28 protein-coding genes, 1 tRNA gene and 1 pseudogene are annotated in these 25,473 nt (G+C 43.0%); 20 read left to right on the forward strand and 10 right to left on the reverse strand.

The features are described from left to right. The gene (locus tag AB1L08_RS06450; RefSeq protein WP_413063843.1) at nt 1–591 is read right to left on the reverse strand and encodes a CYTH domain-containing protein; all 591 of its coding nucleotides are present in this window, start codon (nt 589–591) and stop codon (nt 1–3) included. Between the two features lie 132 nt (nt 592–723). Between AB1L08_RS06450 and yjbM the strand changes: the two genes are divergently transcribed. The 3 genes from yjbM to AB1L08_RS06465 are packed head-to-tail and all read left to right on the forward strand — an operon-like array spanning nt 724 to nt 3,095. Next, on the forward strand, nt 724–1,365 hold the full coding sequence (yjbM, locus tag AB1L08_RS06455; RefSeq protein WP_413063844.1) for a GTP diphosphokinase: 642 nt from the start codon (nt 724–726) through the stop codon (nt 1,363–1,365). Nucleotides 1,366–1,401: 36 nt separating this feature from the next. After that, on the forward strand, nt 1,402–2,187 hold the full coding sequence (locus tag AB1L08_RS06460) for an NAD kinase (protein ID WP_413063896.1): 786 nt from the start codon (nt 1,402–1,404) through the stop codon (nt 2,185–2,187). Continuing rightward, nucleotides 2,184–3,095 (forward strand): RluA family pseudouridine synthase, encoded by a 912-nt coding sequence (locus AB1L08_RS06465; protein WP_413063845.1) that lies wholly within the window; start codon nt 2,184–2,186, stop codon nt 3,093–3,095. Before AB1L08_RS06460 ends, AB1L08_RS06465 begins: the two co-directional genes overlap by 4 nt. A gap of 2 nt (nt 3,096–3,097) precedes the next feature. Here AB1L08_RS06465 and prpE read toward each other — a convergent pair. Next, nucleotides 3,098–3,831, reverse strand: a pseudogene (prpE, locus tag AB1L08_RS06470) (bis(5'-nucleosyl)-tetraphosphatase PrpE). A gap of 142 nt (nt 3,832–3,973) precedes the next feature. Between prpE and mgtE the strand changes: the two are divergent. The 3 genes from mgtE to AB1L08_RS06485 all read left to right on the forward strand — a co-directional run bounded on the left by mgtE (nt 3,974) and on the right by AB1L08_RS06485 (nt 6,869). Next, the gene (gene mgtE, locus AB1L08_RS06475) at nt 3,974–5,347 is read left to right on the forward strand and encodes a magnesium transporter (protein WP_413063846.1); all 1,374 of its coding nucleotides are present in this window, start codon (nt 3,974–3,976) and stop codon (nt 5,345–5,347) included. Between the two features lie 150 nt (nt 5,348–5,497). Next, nucleotides 5,498–6,277 carry an enoyl-ACP reductase FabI gene (gene fabI / locus AB1L08_RS06480; RefSeq protein WP_413063847.1) on the forward strand — a complete coding sequence of 260 codons (780 nt, stop codon included), beginning with the start codon at nt 5,498–5,500 and terminating at the stop codon, nt 6,275–6,277. Nucleotides 6,278–6,392: 115 nt separating this feature from the next. After that, nucleotides 6,393–6,869 (forward strand): CotO family spore coat protein, encoded by a 477-nt coding sequence (locus AB1L08_RS06485; RefSeq protein WP_413063848.1) that lies wholly within the window; start codon nt 6,393–6,395, stop codon nt 6,867–6,869. A 48-nt stretch (nt 6,870–6,917) separates the two neighbouring features. On the opposite strand, the gene AB1L08_RS06490 is transcribed toward AB1L08_RS06485, so the two are convergent. After that, nucleotides 6,918–7,487: a CotY/CotZ family spore coat protein gene (locus AB1L08_RS06490; protein WP_413063849.1), complete on the reverse strand. Its 570-nt coding sequence runs from the start codon at nt 7,485–7,487 to the stop codon at nt 6,918–6,920. Nucleotides 7,488–7,612: 125 nt separating this feature from the next. On the opposite strand from AB1L08_RS06490, the gene AB1L08_RS06495 reads away from it, so the two are divergent. From AB1L08_RS06495 to AB1L08_RS06530, 8 genes are all read left to right on the forward strand, one after another. Further along, the gene (locus AB1L08_RS06495) at nt 7,613–7,969 is read left to right on the forward strand and encodes a DUF1360 domain-containing protein (RefSeq protein WP_413063850.1); all 357 of its coding nucleotides are present in this window, start codon (nt 7,613–7,615) and stop codon (nt 7,967–7,969) included. Between the two features lie 328 nt (nt 7,970–8,297). After that, nucleotides 8,298–8,783: a sporulation protein gene (locus AB1L08_RS06500; RefSeq protein WP_413063851.1), complete on the forward strand. Its 486-nt coding sequence runs from the start codon at nt 8,298–8,300 to the stop codon at nt 8,781–8,783. A gap of 10 nt (nt 8,784–8,793) precedes the next feature. After that, nucleotides 8,794–9,270, forward strand: coding sequence for a stage V sporulation protein AC (spoVAC, locus tag AB1L08_RS06505; protein ID WP_413063852.1), 477 nt, complete (start codon nt 8,794–8,796; stop codon nt 9,268–9,270). Beyond that, nucleotides 9,270–10,286, forward strand: a complete 1,017-nt coding sequence (spoVAD, locus tag AB1L08_RS06510) for a stage V sporulation protein AD (RefSeq protein ID WP_413063853.1) — start codon at nt 9,270–9,272, stop codon at nt 10,284–10,286. Before spoVAC ends, spoVAD begins: the two co-directional genes overlap by 1 nt. Before the next feature lie 12 nt (nt 10,287–10,298). After that, nucleotides 10,299–10,655, forward strand: coding sequence for a stage V sporulation protein AE (gene spoVAE, locus AB1L08_RS06515; protein ID WP_413063854.1), 357 nt, complete (start codon nt 10,299–10,301; stop codon nt 10,653–10,655). Nucleotides 10,656–10,766: 111 nt separating this feature from the next. Further along, nucleotides 10,767–11,021, forward strand: coding sequence for a sporulation-specific transcription regulator SpoVIF (gene spoVIF / locus AB1L08_RS06520; RefSeq protein ID WP_413063855.1), 255 nt, complete (start codon nt 10,767–10,769; stop codon nt 11,019–11,021). Between the two features lie 161 nt (nt 11,022–11,182). Continuing rightward, the gene (locus tag AB1L08_RS06525; RefSeq protein WP_413063856.1) at nt 11,183–11,422 is read left to right on the forward strand and encodes a hypothetical protein; all 240 of its coding nucleotides are present in this window, start codon (nt 11,183–11,185) and stop codon (nt 11,420–11,422) included. Between the two features lie 26 nt (nt 11,423–11,448). Further along, entirely contained in the window at nt 11,449–12,369 is a 921-nt protein-coding gene (locus AB1L08_RS06530) for an MBL fold metallo-hydrolase (RefSeq protein WP_413063857.1), read from the forward strand. Here the strand turns inward: AB1L08_RS06530 and AB1L08_RS06535 are convergent. The 3 genes from AB1L08_RS06535 to AB1L08_RS06545 form a co-directional block, all read right to left on the reverse strand. Next, nucleotides 12,364–12,810 carry a GNAT family N-acetyltransferase gene (locus tag AB1L08_RS06535; RefSeq protein ID WP_413063858.1) on the reverse strand — a complete coding sequence of 149 codons (447 nt, stop codon included), beginning with the start codon at nt 12,808–12,810 and terminating at the stop codon, nt 12,364–12,366. The genes AB1L08_RS06530 and AB1L08_RS06535 overlap by 6 nt on opposite strands. Then, the gene (locus tag AB1L08_RS06540; protein WP_413063859.1) at nt 12,811–13,326 is read right to left on the reverse strand and encodes a YjcG family protein; all 516 of its coding nucleotides are present in this window, start codon (nt 13,324–13,326) and stop codon (nt 12,811–12,813) included. It abuts the gene before it with no gap. 103 nt (nt 13,327–13,429) lie between these two features. After that, complete coding sequence (locus AB1L08_RS06545; RefSeq protein WP_413063860.1) at nt 13,430–14,155, reverse strand: alpha/beta hydrolase; 726 nt, start codon at nt 14,153–14,155, stop codon at nt 13,430–13,432. Nucleotides 14,156–14,365: 210 nt separating this feature from the next. Here AB1L08_RS06545 and AB1L08_RS06550 point away from each other — a divergent pair, with 210 nt between their 5' ends. The 3 genes from AB1L08_RS06550 (at nt 14,366) to AB1L08_RS06560 (ending at nt 17,934) form a co-directional block, all read left to right on the forward strand. Continuing rightward, nucleotides 14,366–15,376 carry a TAXI family TRAP transporter solute-binding subunit gene (locus AB1L08_RS06550; protein WP_413063861.1) on the forward strand — a complete coding sequence of 337 codons (1,011 nt, stop codon included), beginning with the start codon at nt 14,366–14,368 and terminating at the stop codon, nt 15,374–15,376. Nucleotides 15,377–15,467: 91 nt separating this feature from the next. Next, the gene (locus tag AB1L08_RS06555) at nt 15,468–16,007 is read left to right on the forward strand and encodes a DUF1850 domain-containing protein (RefSeq protein WP_413063862.1); all 540 of its coding nucleotides are present in this window, start codon (nt 15,468–15,470) and stop codon (nt 16,005–16,007) included. Further along, the gene (locus AB1L08_RS06560; protein WP_413063863.1) at nt 15,985–17,934 is read left to right on the forward strand and encodes a TRAP transporter permease; all 1,950 of its coding nucleotides are present in this window, start codon (nt 15,985–15,987) and stop codon (nt 17,932–17,934) included. The genes AB1L08_RS06555 and AB1L08_RS06560 overlap by 23 nt, the downstream gene beginning before the upstream one ends. 192 nt (nt 17,935–18,126) lie before the next feature. Here AB1L08_RS06560 and AB1L08_RS06565 read toward each other — a convergent pair. Together AB1L08_RS06565 and AB1L08_RS06570 are read right to left on the reverse strand one after the other, a co-directional pair. Continuing rightward, nucleotides 18,127–18,199, reverse strand: a tRNA-Val gene (locus AB1L08_RS06565). Nucleotides 18,200–18,507: 308 nt separating this feature from the next. Beyond that, the gene (locus AB1L08_RS06570) at nt 18,508–19,089 is read right to left on the reverse strand and encodes an LOG family protein (protein ID WP_413063864.1); all 582 of its coding nucleotides are present in this window, start codon (nt 19,087–19,089) and stop codon (nt 18,508–18,510) included. Nucleotides 19,090–19,731: 642 nt separating this feature from the next. Between AB1L08_RS06570 and AB1L08_RS06575 the strand changes: the two genes are divergently transcribed. After that, nucleotides 19,732–21,333 carry a methyl-accepting chemotaxis protein gene (locus tag AB1L08_RS06575; protein WP_413063865.1) on the forward strand — a complete coding sequence of 534 codons (1,602 nt, stop codon included), beginning with the start codon at nt 19,732–19,734 and terminating at the stop codon, nt 21,331–21,333. Between the two features lie 82 nt (nt 21,334–21,415). Here the strand turns inward: AB1L08_RS06575 and AB1L08_RS06580 are convergent, their stop codons facing one another. Together AB1L08_RS06580 and AB1L08_RS06585 are read right to left on the reverse strand one after the other, a co-directional pair. Further along, nucleotides 21,416–22,507: a DUF4179 domain-containing protein gene (locus AB1L08_RS06580; RefSeq protein WP_413063866.1), complete on the reverse strand. Its 1,092-nt coding sequence runs from the start codon at nt 22,505–22,507 to the stop codon at nt 21,416–21,418. Then, nucleotides 22,476–23,030, reverse strand: a complete 555-nt coding sequence (locus AB1L08_RS06585) for a sigma-70 family RNA polymerase sigma factor (RefSeq protein WP_413063867.1) — start codon at nt 23,028–23,030, stop codon at nt 22,476–22,478. The genes AB1L08_RS06580 and AB1L08_RS06585 overlap by 32 nt, the downstream gene beginning before the upstream one ends. Before the next feature lie 527 nt (nt 23,031–23,557). On the opposite strand from AB1L08_RS06585, the gene nfsA reads away from it, so the two are divergent. Further along, nucleotides 23,558–24,286, forward strand: a complete 729-nt coding sequence (gene nfsA / locus AB1L08_RS06590; protein ID WP_413063868.1) for an oxygen-insensitive NADPH nitroreductase — start codon at nt 23,558–23,560, stop codon at nt 24,284–24,286. Nucleotides 24,287–24,375: 89 nt separating this feature from the next. Then, entirely contained in the window at nt 24,376–25,452 is a 1,077-nt protein-coding gene (locus tag AB1L08_RS06595) for a tartrate dehydrogenase (RefSeq protein WP_413063869.1), read from the forward strand. Nucleotides 25,453–25,473: the final 21 nt, after the last annotated feature.

The raw sequence follows: 25,473 nt of genomic DNA on the forward strand, positions 1-25,473 counted from the left end.
TCACTCCAAACGTGTATATTTCGCATCAAAGAGCCTCTTTATTTTGCTATCGGCTTTTTTTGCCGGAATGTTAAGTTCGTTTAATAATTGGAAAAAAAATTGTTTGCCCTCGTTTAACCTGCCTTCCGGAATTTCATATTCCACTTCGAAATCTTCTCTTCCCAAATACAGGCTGTGGTCAAACATGAGGCATCCCGGCCCAAATTGCCTTTCCGCCCGCCTTGTTTCAAGCGACCCGAAACAGATAAGCCGGTGCGGATCAATATTCATTGCGGCCAATTCTTCCTTTATTTCACCTTCAGGAAAAATATGCTTATGGAAGCATGCATTGGCTTCATCGGCGGAAATCCTTTGATTGATTTCAAGCAAGCCCGGCCGTTTTATTTTCTTTAGCGTCAGTTCGTAAAGATGATCCCTGTTTCTGATTCTCAGAGCTGCATCGCTTTGTTTCAGCATAAATGTATCCGTATCAAAGTAATGGTTCACCTGGTTGGCAAAGTCATCTTCTGTCATGTGAAAAACGCTTAAAAGCAATTCAAAATCTTCCTTTGTGACCATGTTTTTAAACTCAATTTCAATATTTCTCCCCACCGTTTCATCGCCCTTTCCATGTCTACGTACCATTATGGCGCTTTTGCCCGAATTGTTCAATGCCAAGTGGGCCGGCTTTGTGCTAAAATGGGGTCATGCAAAGGAATAGCGTCGTTTCAGAGGTGATTTACATTGAATCAGTGGGATCAGTTTTTAGCCCCATATAAACAAGCCGTCGATGAATTAAAGGTTAAGTTAAAAGGGATGAGGCAGCAATTTGCCGGGGAACATATCCATTCTCCCATTGAGTTTGTTACAGGAAGGGTGAAACCCGTTGCAAGCATTCTCGTGAAAGCGAATCTGAAAGACATCCCTTTGGAGAAGATAGAAACAGAAATGCAGGATATTGCGGGAATACGCATCATGTGCCAATTTGTCGATGACATTAAGACGGTCGTAAAGTTGCTCAGGCAGAGAAACGACTTTCGGATCGTAGAGGAAAGAAATTATATTTCCAATAAAAAACCGAGCGGATACCGTTCCTATCATGTTGTGATTGAATATCCCGTCGAAACAATACATGGTGAGAAAAAAATCCTGGCGGAGATTCAAATCAGAACATTGGCCATGAATTTTTGGGCGACGATCGAACATTCGCTCAATTATAAATATCAGGGGCAAATTCCCGAAGATATTAAATTAAGGCTTCAAAAAGCAGCTGAAGCGGCATTTCGCCTTGATGAACAGATGTCACAAATCAAAGAAGAAATTCAGGAAGCGCAAGTTTATTTTACGAAAAACAAAGAGGTTTTTGAGCAGTCTGACAGCAAATAACTCGGAGAGGGTGAGACGCTTTTGAGGTTTACAGTGATGTCAAAAGGGGATGCAACTTCAAATGCGTTAATGCAAAAGATGATTACATATTTGCAGGATTTTGAGTTGAGCTACGATGAAGAACAACCGGATATCGTTATTTCGGTTGGCGGTGACGGGACTCTTTTGCATGCATTTCATCGGTATAGCTCAAGGCTGGATAAAACGGCATTTGTAGGGGTTCATACGGGCCATCTCGGATTTTATGCGGATTGGCTGCCGGAAGAAATTGAAAAGTTGGTGATAGCCATTGCAAAAACGCCATACCAGGTAGTGGAATACCCCCTGCTGGAAATAATCATACGGTATAGGCACGGAGGAAAAGAGACAAAATATCTCGGGCTGAACGAGTCAACTGTCAAAAGCATGGAAGGAACGCTGGTGATGGATGTGGAAATCCGCGGCGAACACTTTGAAAGATTCCGCGGCGACGGTCTCTGTGTCTCAACGCCTTCCGGCAGTACAGCCTACAATAAGGCACTGGGAGGAGCCATTATTCACCCGACGCTGCATGCCATCCAACTGGCCGAAATGGCCTCCATAAACAACCGTGTATTCCGGACTGTCGGCTCGCCGCTCATCTTGCCGGCCCATCATACGCTCTTGTTAAAGCCGGTCAATACGAATGATTTTCACGTCACCATTGACCATTTAACAGTCATGCACCGCGATGTAAAATCAATTCAATTCCGCGTGGCTGATGAAAGGGTGCGCTTTGCACGCTTTCGCCCCTTTCCTTTTTGGAAAAGAGTCCATGACTCATTTATTTCAGATGGAGGATGATCCTAGACGGTATGCAGCAATATAAACTGCGCTGGACCGTGAAAAACGGCGGAATACGAAAAACCATTAAACAATTTTTAAAAGAAGAACAGGTTTCCCGAAGGGCACTTACGAACATCAAGTTTCAAGGCGGCTCCATTAAAGTGAACGGGATGGAGCGAAATGTCCGTTATCTGCTGGAGGATGGGGATGTGCTGGAGGTGGAATTTCCGGAGGAAGTCCGTAACGAACAGTTGCTGGGTGAAAATATTCCCATCGACATCATTTTCGAAGACAGGGACGTTTTGGTCATCAACAAGCCGCCGAAAATGAATACAATCCCTTCCAGAGAACATCCGGGCGGCAGCTTAGCCAATGCACTGGCTTATGATTATGAACAAAAGGGGCTATCGGCAGCCATTCATATTGTTACAAGGCTGGACCGAAATACATCAGGCCTGGTGCTCGTGGCAAAGCACAGGCACGCACATCATCTCTTTGGCATTTTACAACAAAAAAATGAAATTGGCCGATCATATGAAGGCTTTGCTTCCGGTATTCTCAGTAAGACTTCGGGCATCATCGATGCCCCGATCGGGAGAAAGCCTTCCAGCATCATCGAACGTGAAGTGAGGGAAGACGGAAAGCGGGCGGTGACGAAATACGAAGTGCTGCGCCAGTTCAATGCTGCGGCGCACGTAAAAATGCGGCTTGAAACGGGACGCACCCATCAAATAAGAGTTCATTTTTCCCACATCGGCCACCCGCTTTTGGGGGATGAACTGTATGGGGGACCGGTAAATCTGATCAAGCGCCAGGCTTTGCATTGCCGTGAACTGCATTTTTTTCATCCTTTTTTAAAAAAAGAAATGTATTTTCAAGCACCGCTTCCTCCTGATCTGAACGATATACTCCATATGCTTGACTAGACTCATTCAAAGGTCCGAAATTTTTCTTTTATGAAGGGCATGGATGACGGGATGGATACGGTCGTCATTTCCGGATATTGAAATGCCGTTAATGCTCCGCCAAAAACGGCACCCGTATCAATATTGATTGTATTTCCGGCCTTGCGCGGTGTTACGACCGGCGTATGGCCGTAAACGATAAAAGCGTTGCCTTTATATGATTTGGCCCAGTCGCGGCGGACAGGCATCCCGTCGGGAAGCATTTCCCCGGTAATATCCCCGTAAAGTACAAATGTTTTGATGGCCTTATTTGTTTTGCCGATCATTTCTTCTTTAATCCCGGCATGGGCAATGACAAGCTTGCCGTTATCCAATACTTGATAAAGCGGGGCATTTTCGTATAATTCCATAAACATTTTTTTTAATGGTTGAGTGCCTGTGCCGAAAGATTGTTTAATTCCGCCACAGTCGTTTCCAGGCCGTGGGCTATTTTCACATTTCTTCCCAGAAAATAACGGTAAAGCTTATTGCAATGGTTTCCCGGTACGTACCAGGCTTTCTGAGTTTTCCAAAGCCGCCAGACCGTCTCAATGACTTTTAAAGAGTGTGGACCCCTGTCCGTCAAATCCCCTACAAAGCCCAGTATACGGTCGGGATGAACCGGAATCCCATTGGTCCAAGTATAGCCGAGGCGTTCAGTCAGCTTTTGGAATTCCGTGTAACAGCCATGAATGTCGCCAATAATATCAATTTTCAAGGAAATCACCTTTCTATTCATATATATTGTATGAATGGACACCGTTTGATGCAAAAATATTGATTACATGAGCGACATTTGAGCGACATTTCATAAAAGATTTGTTAGGATAATGGAGATGAACGGGAGAGGAGGCGCGTCGATGGAATTTAATCATGAGGAACTCGAACAGCCAAACGAAGATTTGCTGCTGCAAGCCCTCGCATCGAACGATTTAAAGCAATTCAGGGATAACTTCCTGAAACTGCATCCATATGATCAGGCAAAGTTTTTTATCAAAATCGGGATCGACGAACGGCTGAAAATATTTTATTTTTTATCACCGAAGGAAGTGGCCGATTTCTTTGAAGTTCTTGATATCGATGATCAGGAATACAGGGATATTTTGGCTGAGATGGAGCCGAATTATGCTGCCGACATGCTTTCCTTCATGTATACCGACAATGCGGTTGATATTTTAAATAAGCTGGATAAACGGCAGGCGGTCAGCTATTTAACGATCATGAACAAGGAAAGCGCCCAAGAGATTAAAAGTCTTCTGCATTATGAAGAATCCACGGCCGGAAGTATCATGACCACCGAATTCATCGCCATTTCTGCCAATCAGACGGTCCGTTCGGCGATGCATATATTAAAAAATGAGGCGCCTACCGCAGAAACGATTTATTATGTATATGTGGTCGATGATGACCGCCGGCTTGTAGGGGTTATTTCACTTCGTGATCTCATCATCAGCAACGACGATACGATGATAGCGGATGTGATGTCCGACCGTGTCGTTTCGACGACGGTGGATGAAAATCAGGAATCTGCGGCGAAACAGATGCGGGATTATGATTTATTGGCGCTGCCTGTTGTCGATTTTCAAAACCATTTATTGGGGATTATTACGGTTGACGATATTATTGACGTTATTGATGAAGAAGCGTCCGATGATTACTCCAAGCTCGCGGCTGTATTTGATGTGGATACGGTTGATAAAAATCCGTTTGCTGCAGCGAGGAAACGGCTTCCCTGGCTCATCATCCTGCTTTTTCTCGGGATGTTTACCGCGAGCCTGATCGGCAGGTTTGAGGAGACATTAAATGAGGTTTCCATTTTGGCCGTATTTATTCCGTTAATTGCAGGTATGGCCGGAAACACGGGAACCCAGGCATTGGCGGTTGCCGTCAGGGGGATTGCAACCGGTGAATTGGAAGAAGAGAACAGATGGAAGCTCGTATTGCGGGAAGCGGGGACCGGCCTGATTACCGGTTCGATTTGCGGTTTAATGGTTTTTATCATCGTATTTCTCTGGAAAGGGGAGTGGTTTCTTGGCTTCCTGGTGGGAATTTCCATTTTGGCGTCTTTATTTGTCGCAACTTTGGCAGGCTCCGTTGTTCCGCTATTTATGCATAAATTAAAGATTGATCCGGCAGTTGCATCGGGCCCGTTTATCACGACAATGAACGACATCACGTCGATCCTGATCTATTTCGGTTTGGCGACGTTGTTTATGGGATATCTCATCCATTAACGGGGAGCGGGGACCAAAACGATTGTAACGGTCTCCCGCTCATACGTGCAATTCAATTTAAACATCAACCATCTTTACAAAGTTAAAATATCTCATGTATGATTAGTACTAGGTACTAATAACACGTTACAATTAGGAGGAACCTCAATTATGTTAACATTGGACGGAAAAACTTTTGTTGTCATGGGAGTGGCAAATAAAAGAAGCATTGCATGGGGGATCGCCAGATCCCTTCATAATGCGGGGGCACGACTTGTTTTTACATATGCTGGGGAACGTTTGGAGAAAAATGTCCGGGAACTGGCCGAATCGCTGGATGGAAATGAACCGATCGTTCTGCCATGCGATGTAACAAAAGATGAAGACATTGAAGAATGCTTTACGAAAATCAAAGAGGCAGCCGGCCCGATCCACGGGATTGCCCACTGTATAGCATTTGCCAATCGGGAAGAGCTGACGGGGGAGTATTTAAATGTTACACGCGACGGGTTTCTTCTTGCCCACAACATTAGCTCGTACTCTTTAACAGCAGTTGCAAAAGCAGTGCAAAAACTTCAGGCGATGCCTGAGGGGGGGAGCATCGTAACGATGACGTATCTCGGGGGAGAGCGGGTTGTGACCAATTATAATGTAATGGGTGTCGCCAAAGCCTCCCTTGACGCAAGTGTAAAATATTTGGCCAGCGATCTCGGCAAGTACGGCATCAGGGTAAACTCCATCTCCGCCGGCCCGATCCGTACGTTGTCAGCAAAAGGAATTAGTGATTTTAACAGCATTTTAAAAGAAATTGAGGAAAAAGCGCCGCTCAGAAGAACGACGACACAGGAAGAAGTGGGGGATACGGCATTATTCCTGTTTAGCGAATTGTCACGGGGAATTACCGGTGAAAACATTCATGTCGATTCCGGATACCATATTATGGGAAACTAATAGATTGAAAACTGCTGCCTTTTATGTGCAGCAGTTTTTTTGTTACACAAGTATAAACTTCTAAAAAGGGATATGCATAACTTATTATGAAATCACATATTGAGGGGTGTTCCAAATGGACCAAAAACCGATTGCGAAAAAACCTTTACTTTTTATAAATCAGCCAAAAATGAAAGAGCCTTTGGGATTAATGCAATCCAGCTTTACTTTTTCTGCAGAAAAGGCGGTTCAAACACAGCAAGACCATCAGCCGGTTCAAGAACAAAAAAGAAGCAGGAAAAGAGCCGGCGGTGAAGAACTGCCGCTATCATTTGGCGAATCTGTTAATGAGGTTCCACAGACGTCTTTCGATCAACAGCCTCCGCAAGGCTTAAAGCCAGTCAAATCGTTTCCGAATATGACGATCGACGAAAAACTGGATTATATATTTTCAAGTCCGCAATTTTATTTTTGCGCTTTCAAAACAACAGGCAGTGAATTTGTTGGTAAAATAAAGGAGCTTTATCATGATCATATTATTGTCATGACTTCAAAAGGAAGCATGCAAAGAATCGAAAGAAAAGACCTGACCGGGATTCGCATTATCGGTTAGAACAAAGGTAAAGGACGGGAGGGAGGGCAGCCCATCCCCGTCCTCTTGTTAATCACAAATTTGCAAATCTATATCGGCAATACATTGGACTGCACAGAAACAGTGAAGATCTACTGTAATACAGCTATTGCTTGCGCCCCAATGCTTTACTTCGCAAAGCTCATGATAGTTAATATGCCCGCCTGGTGTTAAAATGTCAACGACAGTTTGGCGGTCTTTTTTCAACGGAATCAGAACGCGGAGCGTAGCACAACAATTATCAAAGATCTCCTCTACCCGGAAAAAGACGGAAACGCATTTGCCGGCATGGCCTTTGTACAGTGCTTTAAATAAATCTCCATTTTTATTGGTTAATGTAAATACACGTGTATCGGCATGCATGCGTCCCCTGACACCAAGCTCGCCGAGAGGCTCCATGAAGCAATTGGTTGTGCATTGTTCACATTCCTCTTCTATTGCCTGATCTTGAATATCCTTAATGGCTTTTACGACCTGGCAGACACAATTTAACTTGCATCCACAGTCTCTTTTTGGACGATGGTGAACACTCGTTGTTTCGACTGAAACGACATCTTCTTCAAATGACATGGATGATGAGGACTCCATTTCAAAACTCATAAATCATTTTCCTCCTTCATTTTTTAATATGGTCATTCACATTAACAACATATTAATAGGTAGGTAAATGAGTAACGGACAATCGCCTGTATTGCATAAAATAGGCAAAAGGAGTGGTTTGGGACATGGATATTTCCTTGATGGAATGGGGGTTGCTCGGCTTGGCCGTATTCCGGCTGACAAGGCTCTTTGTTTACGACCAAATTATGGAATGGTTGAGAAAGCCATTTATGAAAGAATATGAAGAGTTGAATGAAGAGGGAGAAATTGAGGTTTATTATATGCCGATCGAGCGCGGATTCAGGGGCTGGGTCGGATCCCTCCTGAGTTGTTATTGGTGTACCGGCGTATGGATTGCTGCCGGGTTATATGTATGTTACGTCAATGTCCCAATCATTGCGGGTCCCATTATTATCATATTCTCCCTGGCCGGTCTTGCCGCGCTGATTGAAACGATCGCCCAGACAATGATTTCGGACTGATTTGGGATTTTGGGAAAACAAAAATATTCATTGGAACATAGAGTATGACAGGATGGCATATCATTCCAAAACGAATCGGGATGTGATGACATGAATAAAATGAAAATTTCTGGCGGAATCAAGCCGGCAAAAAAGAAAAAAAGGAAAAGAAAAAAAGGCTGCGGCTGCGGCTCCCCCATAAAAAAGCCGCATTATGATTAAATAAAAAAGGCTGGATGGATTTTTTGATCATCCAGTCCTTTTTTTAATAAATTAACCGTTTAACGTTCATATTTTATGAAGAATGGTGAAAAATATCGTTAAAGTACTTTTTTCAACGGGGGTTATTATGGCTAAATATGCAAAAAGGGCACTCATTCCGATCATAACCGGTTTGATGTTCATGGCCGGCTGTTCGTATGATGATGGGAAAGAGCACCAGGAAAGTGATACGGCACTGATGAAAACAACAAACCCGGCACCGATTGAACTGAAAAAAAGAGAGGAAAACAAATCTATTGGCTACCAGGTGCGTAAAGATGTATCCAAGTTTGATGAAATTTATGATGTGGCTGTCCTGGAGGGGGACAAACATATTGTTGTGGCCTACAAAGTAAAGCATCTTAACCGTTTCAACATGAAAAGTATTGAAAAAAAAATTACGAAGAAATTAAATAAAAAATATCCGGATGATCACTTTATTGTTTCAAGTGATTATAAAATTTTTCTTGAAGCCGTAAGGTTAAAAGAAGATTTGGATGATGACAATCTGTCTAATCAAGAGGCTGGAAAACGGTTTCAAAAAATCATCAAACTAAAAAATGAAATGACTTAGGAGCATAAAAATGTCAAGCAAAAATAAAACGAAAACACCAAATCAAATCAAGTATGAACAATTGCAGAGCAAGCACGAAAAAAAACGCCCCATTTTCAAAAACTGTGTTCGTGCTTTTTTTGTCGGCGGGACGATTTGTATCATTGGACAAGCGATTACATATTTTTATATTTATTTCTTTGACTTTACCGAACAAACAGCAGGAAATCCAACTGTCGCCACAATGGTCTTTTTAGCCATGCTGCTTACTGGATTTGGCATGTACGACCGGATCGGGCAATATGGGGGAGCAGGCAGTGCAGTGCCGGTAACCGGTTTTGGGAATTCCATCGTGTCAGCGGCGATTGAACACCGAACTGAAGGATTCGTCCTTGGTGTTGGCGGAAATATGTTTAAATTGGCAGGATCGGTGATCGTGTTTGGCGTGTTTTCCGCCTTTGTCATTACATTGATCAAAACTATATTGGAGATATGGGGGGGATTGTAATGCTTGCAGGCGCGCAGACGTGGGTTTTTAAATCGAAGCCGGCTGTGATATCAACAGGCATCGTAGGGGGACCCTTTGAAAAAAATGGACGGTTAACCAATGACTTTGACAAGTTTCATGAGGACTTGTGGATGGGGAAAGATTCTTATGAAAAAGCCCAAACCGTCCTGTTGGAAGATGCAGTAAATATTGCTTTACGGAAAAAGGCACTCAAGGAAGATGCCGTACAATTTTTCTTGGCCGGAGATTTAATTAACCAGATCACCCCAACGAGTTTTGCTGCCAGGACAAATCAAATCCCCCACCTTGGATTGTTCAGCGCCTGCGCCACTTCAACGGAAGGATTGGCCCTGTCCGCGATGATTATTGATAACCAGGGTGCAAACTATATTTTAACAGGAGCATCAAGCCATAACGCTTCCGCCGAAAGGCAATTCCGCTATCCGACAGAGTACGGAGGACAAAAGCCGCCGACAGCACAATGGACGGTCACAGGAGCGGGTGTGGCATTATTGGGCAAAGGCCAGGGACTTGAAAGCCCCCACCCCCGTATTGTATCTGCCACGATTGGAAAAGTAGTGGATATGGGATTAACGGACCCCTTCAATATGGGCGGAGCGATGGCCCCGGCAGCGGTAGATACGATTACGCGCCATTTTTTTGATTTAAAAATAGACCCGTCATATTACGATCTTATTTTAACGGGAGATTTAGCCCAAATCGGCAGGGCTGCGGCCCTGGATTTGTTTCATCAACAAGGGCTGCAGATCAAGGATGAACAGTTTCTTGACTGCGGTTTGCTGATTTACCGGGATGAGCAGGATGTATTTGCCGGTGCAAGCGGCCCGGCATGTTCAGCGATTGTGGCTTATGGACACATATTGAACGAAATGATAAAAGGGAAATATAAGAGAATTTTATTTGTGGCAACCGGAGCCCTTTTATCGCCGCTGTCATATCAGCAGAAAGAAACGATTCCGTGCATAGCGCATGCTGTCGGAATAGAATATATGTGAGGAGGCAAAAAGATGCTGGCAATGTTTTTTTGGGCTTTTGTGGTTGGCGGTCTCATATGTGTGATTGGGCAGCTTATGTTCGATGCAGCAAAGCTGCCGCCGGGACATACGTTAAGCATTATGGTTGTAGCCGGCGCTGTGCTTGCCGGTTTTGGGCTGTATGAGCCGCTGATTGATTTTGCCGGTGCCGGTGCAACCATCCCAATTACAAGTTTTGGAAATTCACTCGTGGAAGGAGCCATGCAGGAAGCAAATAAACACGGGATTATCGGTGTTATCACCGGCATGTTTGAAGTCACATCTTCGGGCATTTCGGCTGCGATTATATTCGGTTTTCTCGGTGCGCTTATTTTTAAGCCGAAGGGTTGACCGGAAGATAGTGGGCATTGCCCCATTCTTTTTTTGAGTAGTTTTCCTGACCTCACCAAAAAACTCCTCCTTCATAATATATTAAAGACGCAAAGGAGGGGTGGGAAAGGAATGGATAACCAATTTTTCAAGAATGTCGAAAAACAGACCGGAGTAAATATGAACGAGGTACTTAAACTCGCCAACTCATTGCAAGGTGCCAATTTTAAGGATGAAAAAACCGTAAGAAGGGTCATACGCCAAGTGGCAAAAATAGCCAATAAACCGGTTCCCAAGGAATTGGAAGATAAAATGGTCAAAACCATTACAAAAGACGGAAGTAAGCTGGATATGGGAACCATATCCAACATGCTGAACAATAAATAATCAATCGGGCTTGCGCAAATTGCTGCAAGTCCTTTTTTTAAAGGATATATTGGCAGTTCGCCAATTTAGTCAAATTAAACCTCCCACCTCTAATTTCAGTGTTTATTGAAACAAAAAGAGGGTAAATAAAAAAGAATATTACGAAAAAAGGAGGCGTGTATATGGGTTATATAGCTCCTGCAGTTCCTGTCCAATATGAAGATTACAAGAGAAGGATCGAGCAGGCGGCACGAACATGGGATCCAATGCCTGTTACGCCCGCATCAAAGGTGGAGCCAAGATCCGAAAGATTCATGCTGTTTTACCGGGGCGGCAAGGATCCTGCAGCAAAGGGCGGAAAAATTGCGGCGCAATTGTTTGAACCAACAGGAAAAGGCCGGTACATCAACGAATATGTATAGTATCATTTTTTGAAAGGATGTTCTTATTGGAATTCATCAGTGTATCGGAGCATTGCCATTATTTTAAAAGTGCAGTCAACATCGGTTATGTTTTCAAGGACGGGAAAGGCATGTTGATTGATGCCGGCTTGGAAAAAAGCACCGCGAAGAAGGTTCTTAAACATTTAATCAAAAAAGAGCTGCCCATCCATTACTTGATACTCACCCACGCCCATGCCGATCATTACGGAGGGGCAGCTTACATAAAAAAAGAGGCGCGCGCAGAAGTGTTTGCACCCCCGCTTGAAGCTGCGATTATGGAAAATCCGCTCTTGGAGCCCATTTATTTATGGAACGGCGCTTATCCAATTAAAACGCTCAGAAACAAATTTTTGGAAGGGGAGCCTGTGCAGGTTGATGGCCTGCTTGATTTTGGGGAACAATCCATCGGTCCCTTTCAAATCAAAGCCATCCATCTGCCCGGTCACAGCTACGGTCAATGCGGGGTGTTGATTGAGGATATTTTTTATGCTGCCGACAGTTACTTTGGCGTCGAAGTGCTGCGAAAGCATAAAGTTCCGTTTATTGTCGATGCGAACGCAGCCATTGCCTCCCTGGAAAAAGTTTTGCGGCTGTCTTGCTCCGGATTTGTACCCGGACACGGGGAATTTGAAAAGGATCCGGCCCATACAATTCGGGCCAATATGGAATGCCATTACAATGTAAAGGAGTTTATATTCGATCAAATTAATCATGTACCTTCAGGCGTTTCGCTGGATACCCTTCAGCAAGAAATGTTTGGTCATTTCGGCCTAGCGGCGGGGGAACCCGGACAATGGCTTTTATACAGGACTTCTTTTACAGCATACATATCTTCCCTGATTGAAGATGGTAAAGCCGGCTTGATTGTAAAGGACAATAAACTGTGGCTGCTAAGCAGTCATGAAAATTCCCTGGATTTGTTATGAATCCAGGGCCGTTTTATGTTTGACCGCTTTTTTCATCGTGCGATGAGGTATGCCCGCATCAAAAAATTGTTCCGAAATGACAATATACCCCAGTTTTTTGTAAAAAGGAATGGCCGAAGTTTGGGCATTCAGCACGAGCTCTTCTATGTGGAGGCTGCGGGCAAATTCTTCTATTTTCTCCATGATTTTCAGGCCGGCGCCTTTTCCTCTGTGCGTTGGCAAAATGCAAATTCTTTCGACTTTCCCTTTGCCGTCCAAAATTCGAAACCTGCCCGCCCCGACAGGCTTATCCCCGTCGTAGAGGACAAAATGGGATGCATTTGTTTCATGCTCGTCTAATTCAATTTCAATCGGCACATGCTGCTCCTCAACAAATACTTTTTTGCGGATGGCATAAGCCTCCCGAAGCTGCTTTTCCGTCTTTGCCTGTATGACGTGCATTTATTGAGGATCCTTTCCAAGGCGGAATGTTTCATATACTGTCCAGGAACCGTTTTCCAGCTGGTATACGAGGTGGAAACGATCGACAATTTCTTCGTGCTCCAGGCCAAGCATTCCCAATTGGCCGTACACATCCGAATGCTCGTCATTGGAAAGCTTTTGTCCAATGGTAATGTGCGGAACGAAAGGATGTTCCGGCTTTTCTCCAGGCAGGATATCGAAAAAGCTTTCGTATAAACCTTCCAGCACATGATTTTTTTCCGCTTTAAAATAAATGGTATTGTTTATAGGCTGGAATGAACTGACTTTCATGATCTTCAATGTAAAGGGTTCATATTTTTTAGCAATATCCACAAGTTTTTCAGTGATAGTATCTACATCCATATCCGTCTCGAATGCTTCCTTTAATGTTAAATGTGGAGGAATCAGTGCATAATGGGGATCATACCTTTTTCGATAGGAGTTTGCCAAGTCCTGCAATTTCTTGGATGGAAAAATAACAATGCCGTATTTCAAAATGTCTACCTCCTTATTGTCAAAACTTAAATAAATGATACACTCATGTATAACTATAGCAAATTTCACCCTATTTTCCTATAGGACTGAAGAAAGAGTCTATTTAGGAAAACATCATTTTGAGTGCTCTTTTTACATCAGGCTGCCAATATGTCCATGCATGCCCTCCATCAAATTCGTCATAGAACGTTTCAAAGCCGGCTTCCATAAAGGCTTGCTGCAGTTCCCTGTTTGGTGTTAAAAAATCTTCCACCCGTTCAGGCGAAAACTTTACCTCATGTTCTTCTTTTCCAACTACATGATAAATGTCCAACAAATGGGGTTCTTTGTGGGATTTGACTGCTGAAAGAACCTTATCGTTCACAAATGGCGAATGCAGGATGACATTTCCGAATATATTCGGATAGCGAAGCGCAGCCATTAAAGATACTGTTCCTGCAAGGCTGTCCCCCATTAATGTTCTGCATTTTCCCATGCAATATGCCGGATACTCGGTCTCGACCCAAGGCAGTAACTCGTGGGCGAGAAAACGGATATAGGCCTCATTTTTCTCCCCGTCCGGGTGATATTTGCTTCTTCGGTCTTTTGCATTTTGGTAAGGAACACCGACGATAATGACATTTTCAATTTCATTATTGCCGAGCAATTCATCCGCAAAACGGGAAAGCCGGCCCATTTGAAAGTAGTCCCTCCCGTCCTGAACGATTAAAACAGAGTGTTTGTAAAGCGGTGAAAAGGCAGGGGGAAGATAAATCAGCAGGGAGATCGTTTCATCCAGCTCCCGGCTTTCAAATTCGTGTTCAGTGATGGTTCCTTGACGAATATTCATCAGTCAGTTTCCTCCAATTATTGAAAATGATATGTATGATTTTATCACAAGCATATTTGAAATGAAAAAATGTTTACCAGTCTGCTATTTTGGGTAAAACCTGATAAGCTAAAGAACATTTATCCTATAACAAAAATAATATTGCTTGAATCCAAATGGTAATATGTTAAAATCGTTATGAAATTAAATAATGGTAAGGGGGATGCTTTCATGAGAAAAAGAAAGATGTTTCTTGGAACCGTTTTAATGATAGTGCTTTCACTCGCACTGGCCGCATGCGGAGGAGGCGGCAACGGGGATGGCGGCAAAGAATCAAAGGGAGATAAGGGAGACAAAAAAGATTACGGGGTTAAATTTTTAAGTATTGCGACAGGCGGTACCGGAGGTACATATTATCCATTGGGCGGAAACTTCGCCAATCTCATTAAAGATGCGACCGGCGTTGAGGCGAACGCTGTAACTTCGGGGGCTTCTGCAGAAAACATGGCGCTGATTAAAAAGGAAGAAGTTGAAGTTGCTTTTACCCAAACGGACATTGCCACTTACGCTACTGAAGGGACAAGAATGTTCGACGGGGACAAAGTGGAAAACATGAAAGGCCTGGGAACTCTTTACCCGGAAACAGTTCAAATCGTCACTACTGAAAAATCAGGCATTAAATCTATTGAAGATTTAAAAGGGAAAACGGTATCGGTTGGTGAATCCGGTTCCGGTACGCTTGCAAACGCTGAACAAATCCTGGAAGTACATGGCTTGACGCTCGACGACATTAAAGCGCGCAATTTATCGTTTGATGATTCCACAACAGGGATCCAGGACGGAACAATTGATGCTGCCTTTATTACAGCAGGAACACCGACAGGTGCAGTGGAAGGGTTGGCTGCGACAGAAAAAGTGGTAATTGTTCCTCTTGCTGACGACAAAATTGATAAATTAATTGATAAATATCCCTATTATGCTAAAGAAAAAATCCAGTCCGGTACTTACGGATCAGACAGCGAAGTAAATACAGTTGCCGTCCAAGCCATGCTCGTTGTACGGGATGACTTGTCTGACGACCTCGTTTATGAAATGACAAAAGCAATTTACGAAAATACGGATAAAATCGGCCACGCAAAAGGTGAGTTAATCAGTGCTGAAAAGGCATTGGATGGAATGGCCATCGACTTGCACCCTGGTGCAAAAAAATATTTTGATGAAAAGGGCATTTCATCGGAATAACACGAAAACCTCAACTGAGTGAATAGACCGGCCCGCTTCCTCGGTCTATTCTTTTCTTTGTTTCCTTCTTGATGCCCAAATGGAGAAAATGATGAAAAAATATAAAAGATATTATTGGATTCTTTTTACTCTCGCAATTGGGACAGTTTTGGCATTGGCAGCCATCCCTTATCAACAGGCAGTGACCTTTGAGGCCCATAAGAGCGGGGAGCTTTTGGCGTATTTTCTTTTACGGGATGGTGGTCAAACCTTTCAAATCGAATTTACGCATTCCATTCATCTTTCAGAAGTAATAGAAACATATCAGGTGCTCCCGGGCGGGGAGATCCGCCAAATTGAATTGGAATACGAAGATACCTCCATCGGAATGCCGTCTGAAGCGGAAGGCGGGGGAGTTTTTGAAATGAAAGATGGTAAATATTATATCCGCAATATGAAGCGCGATTTTCCTTGGATAGATATAAGTGTCGGCCAAGTCAGTGCGAATCATAGACTTCTAATCCAAAATAGGACCATCCCATTTTCTTCATTTTCCACCCCCGGCTCCGTTGTAAGAATCAAAAAACAAAAATTATCACTTTGGCAGCTGTTGAAAGGAGTGAATTTACTTGGAAGATCAGCAAAAATTTGAGACTTTATCGGAAGAAGAACAACAGAAAATATTAGAGAAATATGACCCGGAATCGGCTACGAGAAAAGTCAGGGGGCCTCTGGGTTGGATCATCTTTTTTGGATTGCTTGCTTTTTCCATATTTCAGCTTTATGCATCCATTACGCAATCCATTCCGAGGCAAATTCTATTATCGGTTCACTTGGGATTTACGCTTTCACTCATTTATCTTCTGTTTCCAGTCAGCAGAAGGATTAAAAAGAAAAATAAGGTTGCATGGTATGATATTATTTTGTCGATTATAGCCGTTGGAATCGGTGCTTATTGGCCGATTATGATTGAAACGATCGTCAACAGGGTGGGGACATTGACACCCCTTGATTTAATCGTCGGATCACTCGCGATTTTATTGACGCTTGAAGCGACAAGAAGGGCGGTAGGTCTACCGATTACAATTATCGCAATTTTATTTATGGCATATGCGTTTTTCGGGCAGTCAATGCCGGGATTTTTGGCCCATCGGGGGCTAAACTTTGAAAGTTTAGTAAATACGATGTTTTTTACTTCTCAAGGAATCTTGGGAACGCCGCTTTACGTATCGGCAACATTTATTTTTCTTTTCTTGCTGTTTGGGGCGTTTCTGGTCAAAACCGGGGTAGGCCAATATTTTAATGACCTGGCCCTATCCATTGCAGGAAGAAGAGTAGGGGGGCCGGCAAAGGTGGCGATCTTTTCCAGCGCCCTTCAGGGTACAATCAGCGGAAGCTCGGTTGCGAATGTGGTAACATCGGGTTCATTTACAATCCCGATGATGAAAAAGCTTGGTTACCGCAAAGAATTCGCCGGTGCCGTTGAAGCGGCTGCTTCAACCGGGGGACAAATCATGCCTCCCGTCATGGGGGCCGCAGCATTTTTAATGGTTGAATTTATTGGCATCACATACTGGGAAATTGCCAAAGCAGCGGCGATACCAGCGATTTTATATTTTTCCGGTATTTGGATCATGACACATTTCGAGGCGAAGCGTGTCGGCCTTAAAGGGCTTTCCAAGGAAGAAATGCCTGACAGAAAAGAAGTGTTGGGCAAAATTTATTTATTAATCCCGATCTTATTGATCATTATTTTACTTATGTCCGGCGTTAGTGTCATGCGTGCAGCCCTTTGGTCCATCATCGGAACAATTGTTGTGAGTGCCATCCGTAAAAGTACCCGGATTGGATTTAAACAAATGGTTGAGGCTCTTGTTGACGGAGCACGAACGGCCCTTTCCGTGGCAGCGGCTACCGCTACAGCAGGGATTATTGTCGGAGTTGTTACGAAAACAGGACTGGGTCTGAAGCTAGCCAACGGATTGGTAGGATTGGCCAATGAACAGTTGTTATTGACATTGTTTTTCACCATGCTGACATCCATTGTACTTGGTATGGGATCACCTACAACAGCCAACTATGTCATCACATCAACAATTGCGGCACCCGCTATTATTTTGCTCGGTGTCCCGGCGCTGTCTGCCCATATGTTCGTTTTCTATTTCGGTATTGTGGCGGATATTACACCGCCGGTCGCTTTGGCGGCTTTTGCGGCATCCGGGGTTTCGGGAGGGGAGCCGATTCGGACCGGTGTGAACGCGTCCAAACTGGCGATTGCTGCTTTTATCATCCCGTATATGTTTGTTCTTTCTCCCGAGTTGTTAATGATTGATACAACCATTCCGTATCTCATATGGGTCGTGTTTACCGCATTTACGGGAATGATTGGTATCGGAGCCGGAATTATCGGATTCTGGTACAGAAAGCTGTATTGGTTTGAACGCATTATTGCGATCATTGCCGGTCTCATGCTTATGTATCCGGAAGGCCTGTCCGATACGATTGGACTTGGATTATTTATTGTCATGGTCGCTAGCCAAATCATGACGAAAAACAAAGGAAAGTACAAATTGGCATAAAAAAAACAAAAAGCGAAAAACAGTCTTAAAAGGTTTTTCGCTTTTTGGCTTCCCTATCTCAAGCAATAATTACCAATCACGATCAACATGAATCAACGTTTCGCCGTCAAAATGCCGGCAAACGCAAGTTTTTTCGGAACTTGAGAAAAAGAAAAAACGCCCAATCCCTTGAGGGACAAGCGTTTTGCTGAGTGATTCCGACTGGGTTCGAACCAGCGACCTCCACCCTGTCAAGGTGGCGCTCTCCCTGCTGAGCTACGGAATCATTATTTAATGAAATCGACATTTATTAATATATAATAGATTCTTAATAATGTCAACTGCATTTTTCAACAAAAAAAGGGGGCTGCAAAAGTGCTTTTCCTCTGTTTGGTTCCCTATTTTCTTAAATGCAGGAGAAATCTTTCGTCAAAAAAATTCCCTGCTTTAGTTTCTGGGAAAAATTAAAAATATTGTTCAACACTCTATAATAATAGAAGACCTGTGAACTGGACAACTTACTTTTTTGCCGTCAAGCTGCATTCCTTCTTCTTGGATACTGTGCCGAAAATCACTTAGGCTGTTAGCCGGAGTTTAAGTCTGTTTTTCGGTAATGTACGTTTTTGTGGCCGGCGGTTCATAAGAACGAAATTTTTCTAGTAATCTCCCGGGTTCAACATCTACAAGGGCCATTGAAAGGTATTTTTCATGTAAAAATTGTTCTTTTGCCATATGATTGAACAGTTCCAGCAGGGGGTCAAAGTAATGATTGATATTTAGCAGGCCAAAAGGTTTTTGATGAAGTCCCAGCTGAGCCCAGGTGAAAATTTCAAAGAACTCTTCCAAGGTTCCCGGCCCCCCCGGCAAAGTGATAAATCCATCAGCAAGTTCTGCCATTTTGGCTTTTCTTTCATGCATGGAATCAACAATCACCAGTTTTGACAACTTTTTATGAGATATTTCCCTTTCTTCCAAGAAGCTTGGCATAACGCCAATTACTTCTCCGCCTGCTTCTAAAACGGAATCCGCAACTGCTCCCATAACGCCAACACTTGCTCCGCCATATACAAGTGTAATACCGCGTTTAGCCAGTTCTTTACCCAGTATTTTGGCACTTTTTATATAAATGTTGGAGGATCCACTACTGGACCCGCAAAATACGGCCGCTTTTTTCATTTTCATCGCCTCCTTTAGTCAGCATCCATATTATACAAAAATCCCGGTACTTTGTTAAACTTAAAAATCGTGATTTTTTAGGCGTAGTTGGAAAATTCATCTTGACTTCAATGATTTTTTTAAAAGACACTGTTATTGTAAGAAACTCTGCCGATACATAATAATGAGGCAGTCATTTATTCACAAAGCCTGAAGGGTACCCGTGAAGTTTGTCAGGCTCTTATGTATAACTTTTTATTATATCGAAAAAATTTCAGGTCACAAAACTGCCCCCCTGCAAGGGGGTTTTTTGTGGCTGCCCAAAAGGGTTGGTCGATCCATGAATATAAAAATAGTGTATCGTTTCCACAAAAAAGATGAGCCGACTTCCAATGACTTCATGATACAGGGGGCTCAAAAGCAAAATGGATTAAAATAATATAACCAAAATGTCATTCACCTTCGAAAAAAAGTGCTGAATGCCATAAAAACCATATTTATTATGACGATATAAAAAGAGTTGAATGAAAACAAAAGAGAATGACGTCCAAGGGCTTACATACTTCATTTTGGTTTTCAAGAACGGTTAGATTCCCAATTATGCGCTTCATTGGATAGATTGCAAAAGGACAAGAGAATTTGGCGAAAGGATGATAAAGTATTATGCGTTGGTACCTTAATAGAAAAACATCATTTAAATTATTATCAACTTTTACTTTGATTGCCATCATACTTGCAGGAGTAAGTATGTACGCAATCATAAACATGAAAAAAATTCATGATATTGGATCAGAGATGTATACACAAGCGTTGAAACCAATGGAAAATATGTCAAAAGCCCAAAATGAACTTCTGCAATTAAGGATTATTTGGCGTGACATAGCAAATGCCGATCCCAAAGATGACCTTGACCCAAAGATCAATGAATTAAAAAAAATTAGGGAAGATATAGAAAAAAATATTGCCATATACACCGATTCGTATGAATTAGAGTCCGAAGAAGCGAAACAGGAGGCCCAAGAATTTCAAGAAAAGTTTATGTCGGACTTTAAAGCCTACAATGATTCATTTGATCAAGCAGTACAGGCAATCGCCGCAGACCGAAGAAGCTTTCAACAACTGGATACTGAATTGAACGGATACCATAAAAGGTTAACAAATGCTCTCGAAGAGATATGGGAACTTGACATGTCGATCTCGGGAGAAGAGCATCTGCATTTAACAAAGACCTTTTCCACTACCATAAAAATCATGATTGCCATCATCATATTAACATTAGCCATTTGTATTTCTCTGGGAAAGATGCTAACAAGGATTATTGCCCAACCACTCAATGATATGGCAAACCTGGCGGAGAAAGTAGCTGCAGGGGATCTGACGGAAACAACCACCATCCAAACGAAAGATGAGGTCGGTCGGCTTGCCCAATCCATGAATAAAATGGTGATGCAGCTAAGGGAAACTGTCGGAAATATTCTCCGGGCTGCAGAAAACCTGTCTGCTTCCGCCTCCCAGGTATCTGCCAGCACCGAAGAGATTGCCAGCTCCAGTACAGAACAGGCGAATGCAGCCCAAACGATGAATGAGCTGTTTAAGGAGTTATCGGAAGCAATCAATGCTGTCGCCCAAAATACAGAGGAGGCTGCTGAACTGTCCAACAAAGCGATCCAAGTCGCTCAGAACGGTGAAAAAGTAGTCCTGTCTTCAGTTGAGGGCTCTAATCTTGTTAGTGAACAAATGTCGCGTTTGGAAGAAGACTCCAATAAGATTGGGGAAATTATTGAAGTGATTGATGACATCGCGGATCAGACAAATCTTTTGGCTCTGAATGCAGCCATTGAAGCTGCCCGGGCCGGAGAACAAGGACGCGGATTCGCCGTTGTGGCAGACGAAGTCCGCAAGCTGGCGGAAAGAAGCGGTAAGGCGACAAAACAGATTACTGATATTATAAAGGGGATGCAGGATAATACGAATAAAAGCGTGGCTGCGGTGGAAGATGGGCTGGAATTTACGCGGAAATCCGGAGAAGCATTTAAAGAGATTATCCGCACGGTAAACGATACGGGAAATAAGGTGACGGAAATTGCCGGAGCCAGTGAAGAACAGGCAGCACAATCAGCGGAAGTTCTCTCATTTATTGAAAGTATTTCAGCCGCGACGGAAGAAGCGGCGGCAAGCAGTGAAGAAACAGCGTCAACTGCGCAAGGTTTGAACGACCTTGCTGAACAGCTCAAACAATCAGTTGAATCCTTTAAAATAAAATAGATTTCTATCTGAACAACATTAAAAGCCCCTTTGTAACCGGGGCTTTTAATGTTTTATGACTGGTTGAAGGCTGCTTCTAAGTCTAATGGTCCACTAGATCACTATATTTTTCATTTAAATAAACTGTAAAGCTGTCAAACTCAAGTTCACCGCTTTTATACTGTGTTAAATCAAACACGATTTCTTCTCCTTCCGCATTCGTCTCTGAAATTTTCCTCTCTTTCGGTAAGTTGAAGTACGGAGTAACCGTCAGCTTCGTTGCATTGTTGGAAATTGGATTAAACATTTCATTGCCTTCTATATTTATTTTTCCGTCTTCAGAAAAGCCATAATTGCTTCCGGTGTTCAACACCAATTCATTTCCCAAATCGTCTTCAATTCGAAAGCCGATAAGATCTGCCATATATTTCTGAAGATCACCATCTTTCATTTCCATTTTATAATTTACCTTGAGACCAGCGGGTCCATGGATGATGTCTGTAACGGACAGCCAAACTCCGGCAGCTTCCTGCTCGTAATTCGTGACGATCGTCTTCACATTTGTCTGCGCATGAATCGGAAGGGAAAATTCCCACTTATCACCCTCTTTACCTATGAACATTACGTTTAAAGAAAACGTTTCCGGCAAGTCTTTTGCAGTATCAATCGCTGCGATCCCCTTGTGATGTGTTGAAGCTGAGTCCGTTATTTCATTTGATATCCCATAAGCAATCTGCTTGCCGTCAATTATAAAGTCCATCGCATCAATATAATCTTCACTCATTGGTTTTTCAGACTCTAATGAATAGCTTAGGGTAAAACGTGTTCCATCATAAAAAACTTCGTCAATCGTTAACGTTTTATCTCCAATTTTTTTAGATTCCCCGATGACTTGTGTCAGCCCCAGGTTGCTCATTTGCGACAAGCCTGGATCACCGGATTCTTTGAAAATCGACCCGACAATAGGAATCTTGGCAACAATGCCTGCCATAGCAGGCGATACAGTTGCTGAACCAAGTAACAGCCCAATGGCAGCAACCCCTCCGCTTGCACCATATATGAGCTTTTTGCGCAAAGAATGAGTTCTTTTTGGCGCATGCTCATGAACTGTTGTTAAAATGATATCATCGAGCTTATCCGTTGGAACCGGGATATTATTTATTTTATTTTTGAGAGACGCGATTTTGTCTGTCATCCAAATAAACCCCCTTCAGCTTTTTCTTCAGGTTTTCCAGCCCGCGACGGATGTTTGTTTTTACAGTGCCTTCAGGACAATTTAGAAACGATGCAATTTCTTTAACTGTATAATCCTCATAAAATCGTAAAAGCAATACTGTTTTGTATTTCTCTTCAAGTTCTTTCAGGGCTTCAAGCAAATCCATCTGTTCATCCAGTTGGTTTTTTTCAGACTCAGTGAAATTTTCCAAAACTTCAAGGCTCATTGGAACTACTTTTTTCTTTTTTCGTATAGCATCAATGGCCTGATTAATTAATATGCGTGTCAGCCAAGTTGAAAAATAACGATTATTTTTTAACGAAGAAATCGATCTCAATGCGACCAAAACAGTTTCCTGAAACACTTCCAAAGCATCTTCCTCATTTTTCATGTAGACAAAGGCCATTTTGTATAATTTTTCTTTACTTTCATCAATCAATGCTTGAAATGCCTCCGTATCACCTTTTTTCGCACGAGCCACAAGCTTCGTTTTTGTTGTCAATGCCACATCCTCCTTCCCGCTTATCTATTAGATGGTTATTTATGATAAAACGATTCAACTATTTTTACATAAATGAAAAATGACATCCTCCACCCAAACTGTCCAATTCACCTGGATGAATAGGGGAGTCATGTACGCATGCAGTTCGATAGAGATCCGGGAAATAACAACTTTTGTTAAAGAGAAAATATGGGGTTTCTTCAATTGCATTTGATGGGAAAACTAGTTTTGTTTGATCCAAGATCAAAACCTGGGAGAAACTTTTCTCAAAAAAGACGATTCGATTATCTGCAGCGTGTTGCGGCAAAACTTCCGATAGTTCAGTCCGTTGGTTTGAAATCAATTTGATTGTTCCCAATTTTTACTGTGATGTCCAGTCTTTCGGAAAATAAATTTTTCCAATATATAAAATCGATCAACAATCCAACTCTGCATAAAAGCAAATAAACTGTAACCGCATGTAAACTTTGCTATGATTGAGTCATGAAAACGAATGTTCAGGATACGAAAAAAGGAAGGGTGTTTCAATGCTTGATCAGTTAAAATCACACGCATCTGTCCGGCTCTATAAGGATGAACCGATCACGGATAAAAAGTTTCACGAAATGCTCCACGCTGCCCAGCATGCAGCAAGCTCCAATTTTGCCCAGGCTTACTCTGTTATCAGGGTAAAAGACCCCGTGAAAAAAGACAGGCTGGCAGAGCTGTCGAAAAATCGGAAGCAATTTGATTCCGCACCGTTGGCACTCGTTTTTTGTGCCGACCTGAAAAGACTGGAGCATGCCGCCAAATTCCATAAAAAGGATATTCTCGCCGGATTGACTGAAAACTTTCTTGTGGCGGTGATCGATACGGCGTTATTTGCCCAAAACTTTGTGGTTGCCGCAGAATCAAAAGGTTATGGCATTTGCTACATTGGGGGAGTGCGGAACAATCCGGGGCCGATTAGCGAATTGCTTGAACTGCCGGATTACGTAGTGCCGCTATTCGGGGTGACGGTTGGCGTTCCGGCTGAAGCAAATGAAGTAAAGCCGCGCCTGCCGGTAGAGGCTATTTTGCATGAAGATACATATAACGAACAAAAATATGAGCGGATTCTTGAAGATTACGACAAAATAATGGAAAATTACTATAAACAGCGAACATCAGGAAAACGGGACAATGCCTGGACAGATGTCATGGCTGAATTTATGTCTAAAAAGCGCAGGGAATATATGTTGGAATTCCTGCAATCAAGAGGTTTTTTGAAATATTGATCCATCAGCTGAAGGCTCCGATTTTATGGGCTTCATTTCATAAGCCATTCACATGCCAAAATTGATTTTAACACGAAAGAGTTGATTGCATGAAAACATACAAAATTGCTGTCATCCCGGGGGATGGCATTGGACCCGAAGTGATTGATGCCGGAATAAAGGTACTGGAAAAAGCGGCTGAACTGGACGGGACATTTCAGTTCGATTTTACCCACTTTCCCTGGGGGTGCGAGTATTACTTAAAACATGGTAAAATGATGGATGAAGACGGAATTGAACGATTAAAGCCGTTTGATGCGATCTACTTGGGAGCCGTCGGATTTCCCGGCGTCCCTGATCATATTTCATTATGGGATTTGTTGCTCAGAATCCGGAAAGAATTTGACCAATATGTCAATATCCGGCCCATTCAACTGTTAAATGGCGCCCCTAGCCCCATTATTGGAGGGAGCAAAGAAACGGTTGATATGCTGTTTATCAGAGAAAACAGTGAAGGGGAATACGCGGGTGCCGGAGATTGGCTATTCAGGGGAAAGCCGGAAGAGGTTGTGCTGCAAACAGCCGTTTTTTCCAGAAAAGGGACGGAGCGGATCATTCGCTATGCGTTTGAAACGGCCAGAAAGCTGGGGAAGTCGGTAACGAGCATCAGCAAAGCAAATGCGTTGAATTATTCCATGGTATTTTGGGATGAAGTTTTTGCGCAAATGAGTGAAGAATATCCTGATGTGAAAACACATTCTTACTTGGTTGATGCAGCGGCCATGCTGATGATCAAGGATCCGGCCCGCTTTGAGGTTGTGGTCACTTCCAATTTATTCGGGGATATTTTAACAGACCTCGGGGCTGCGCTCGCCGGGGGAATGGGCCTTGCGGCAGGAGCCAATATTAATCCCGAAAGAAATTATCCGTCCATGTTCGAGCCGGTGCACGGATCTGCACCTGATATCGCCGGAAAAGGCATTGCCAATCCGCTTGCTGCGGTGTGGTCGGCAAGCCAAATGCTTGACTTCTTTGGGTACGATCATTTGGGGAAAAAGCTGCTGTCTGCAATAGAAACTCTTCTGGAAGAAAAGGCTGTCCTGACTCCTGATTTGGGCGGCAATGCTTCAACGACTGATGTGGGCCGCCGCATTACGGAAATTTTAGACAATATGGAAGATGTATGAGGAATTTGGAATAAGGGGAAT

Source organism: Siminovitchia jepli (assembly GCF_047228825.1).
In the GTDB taxonomy this organism is placed as follows: Bacteria; Bacillota; Bacilli; order Bacillales; family Bacillaceae_C; genus Siminovitchia.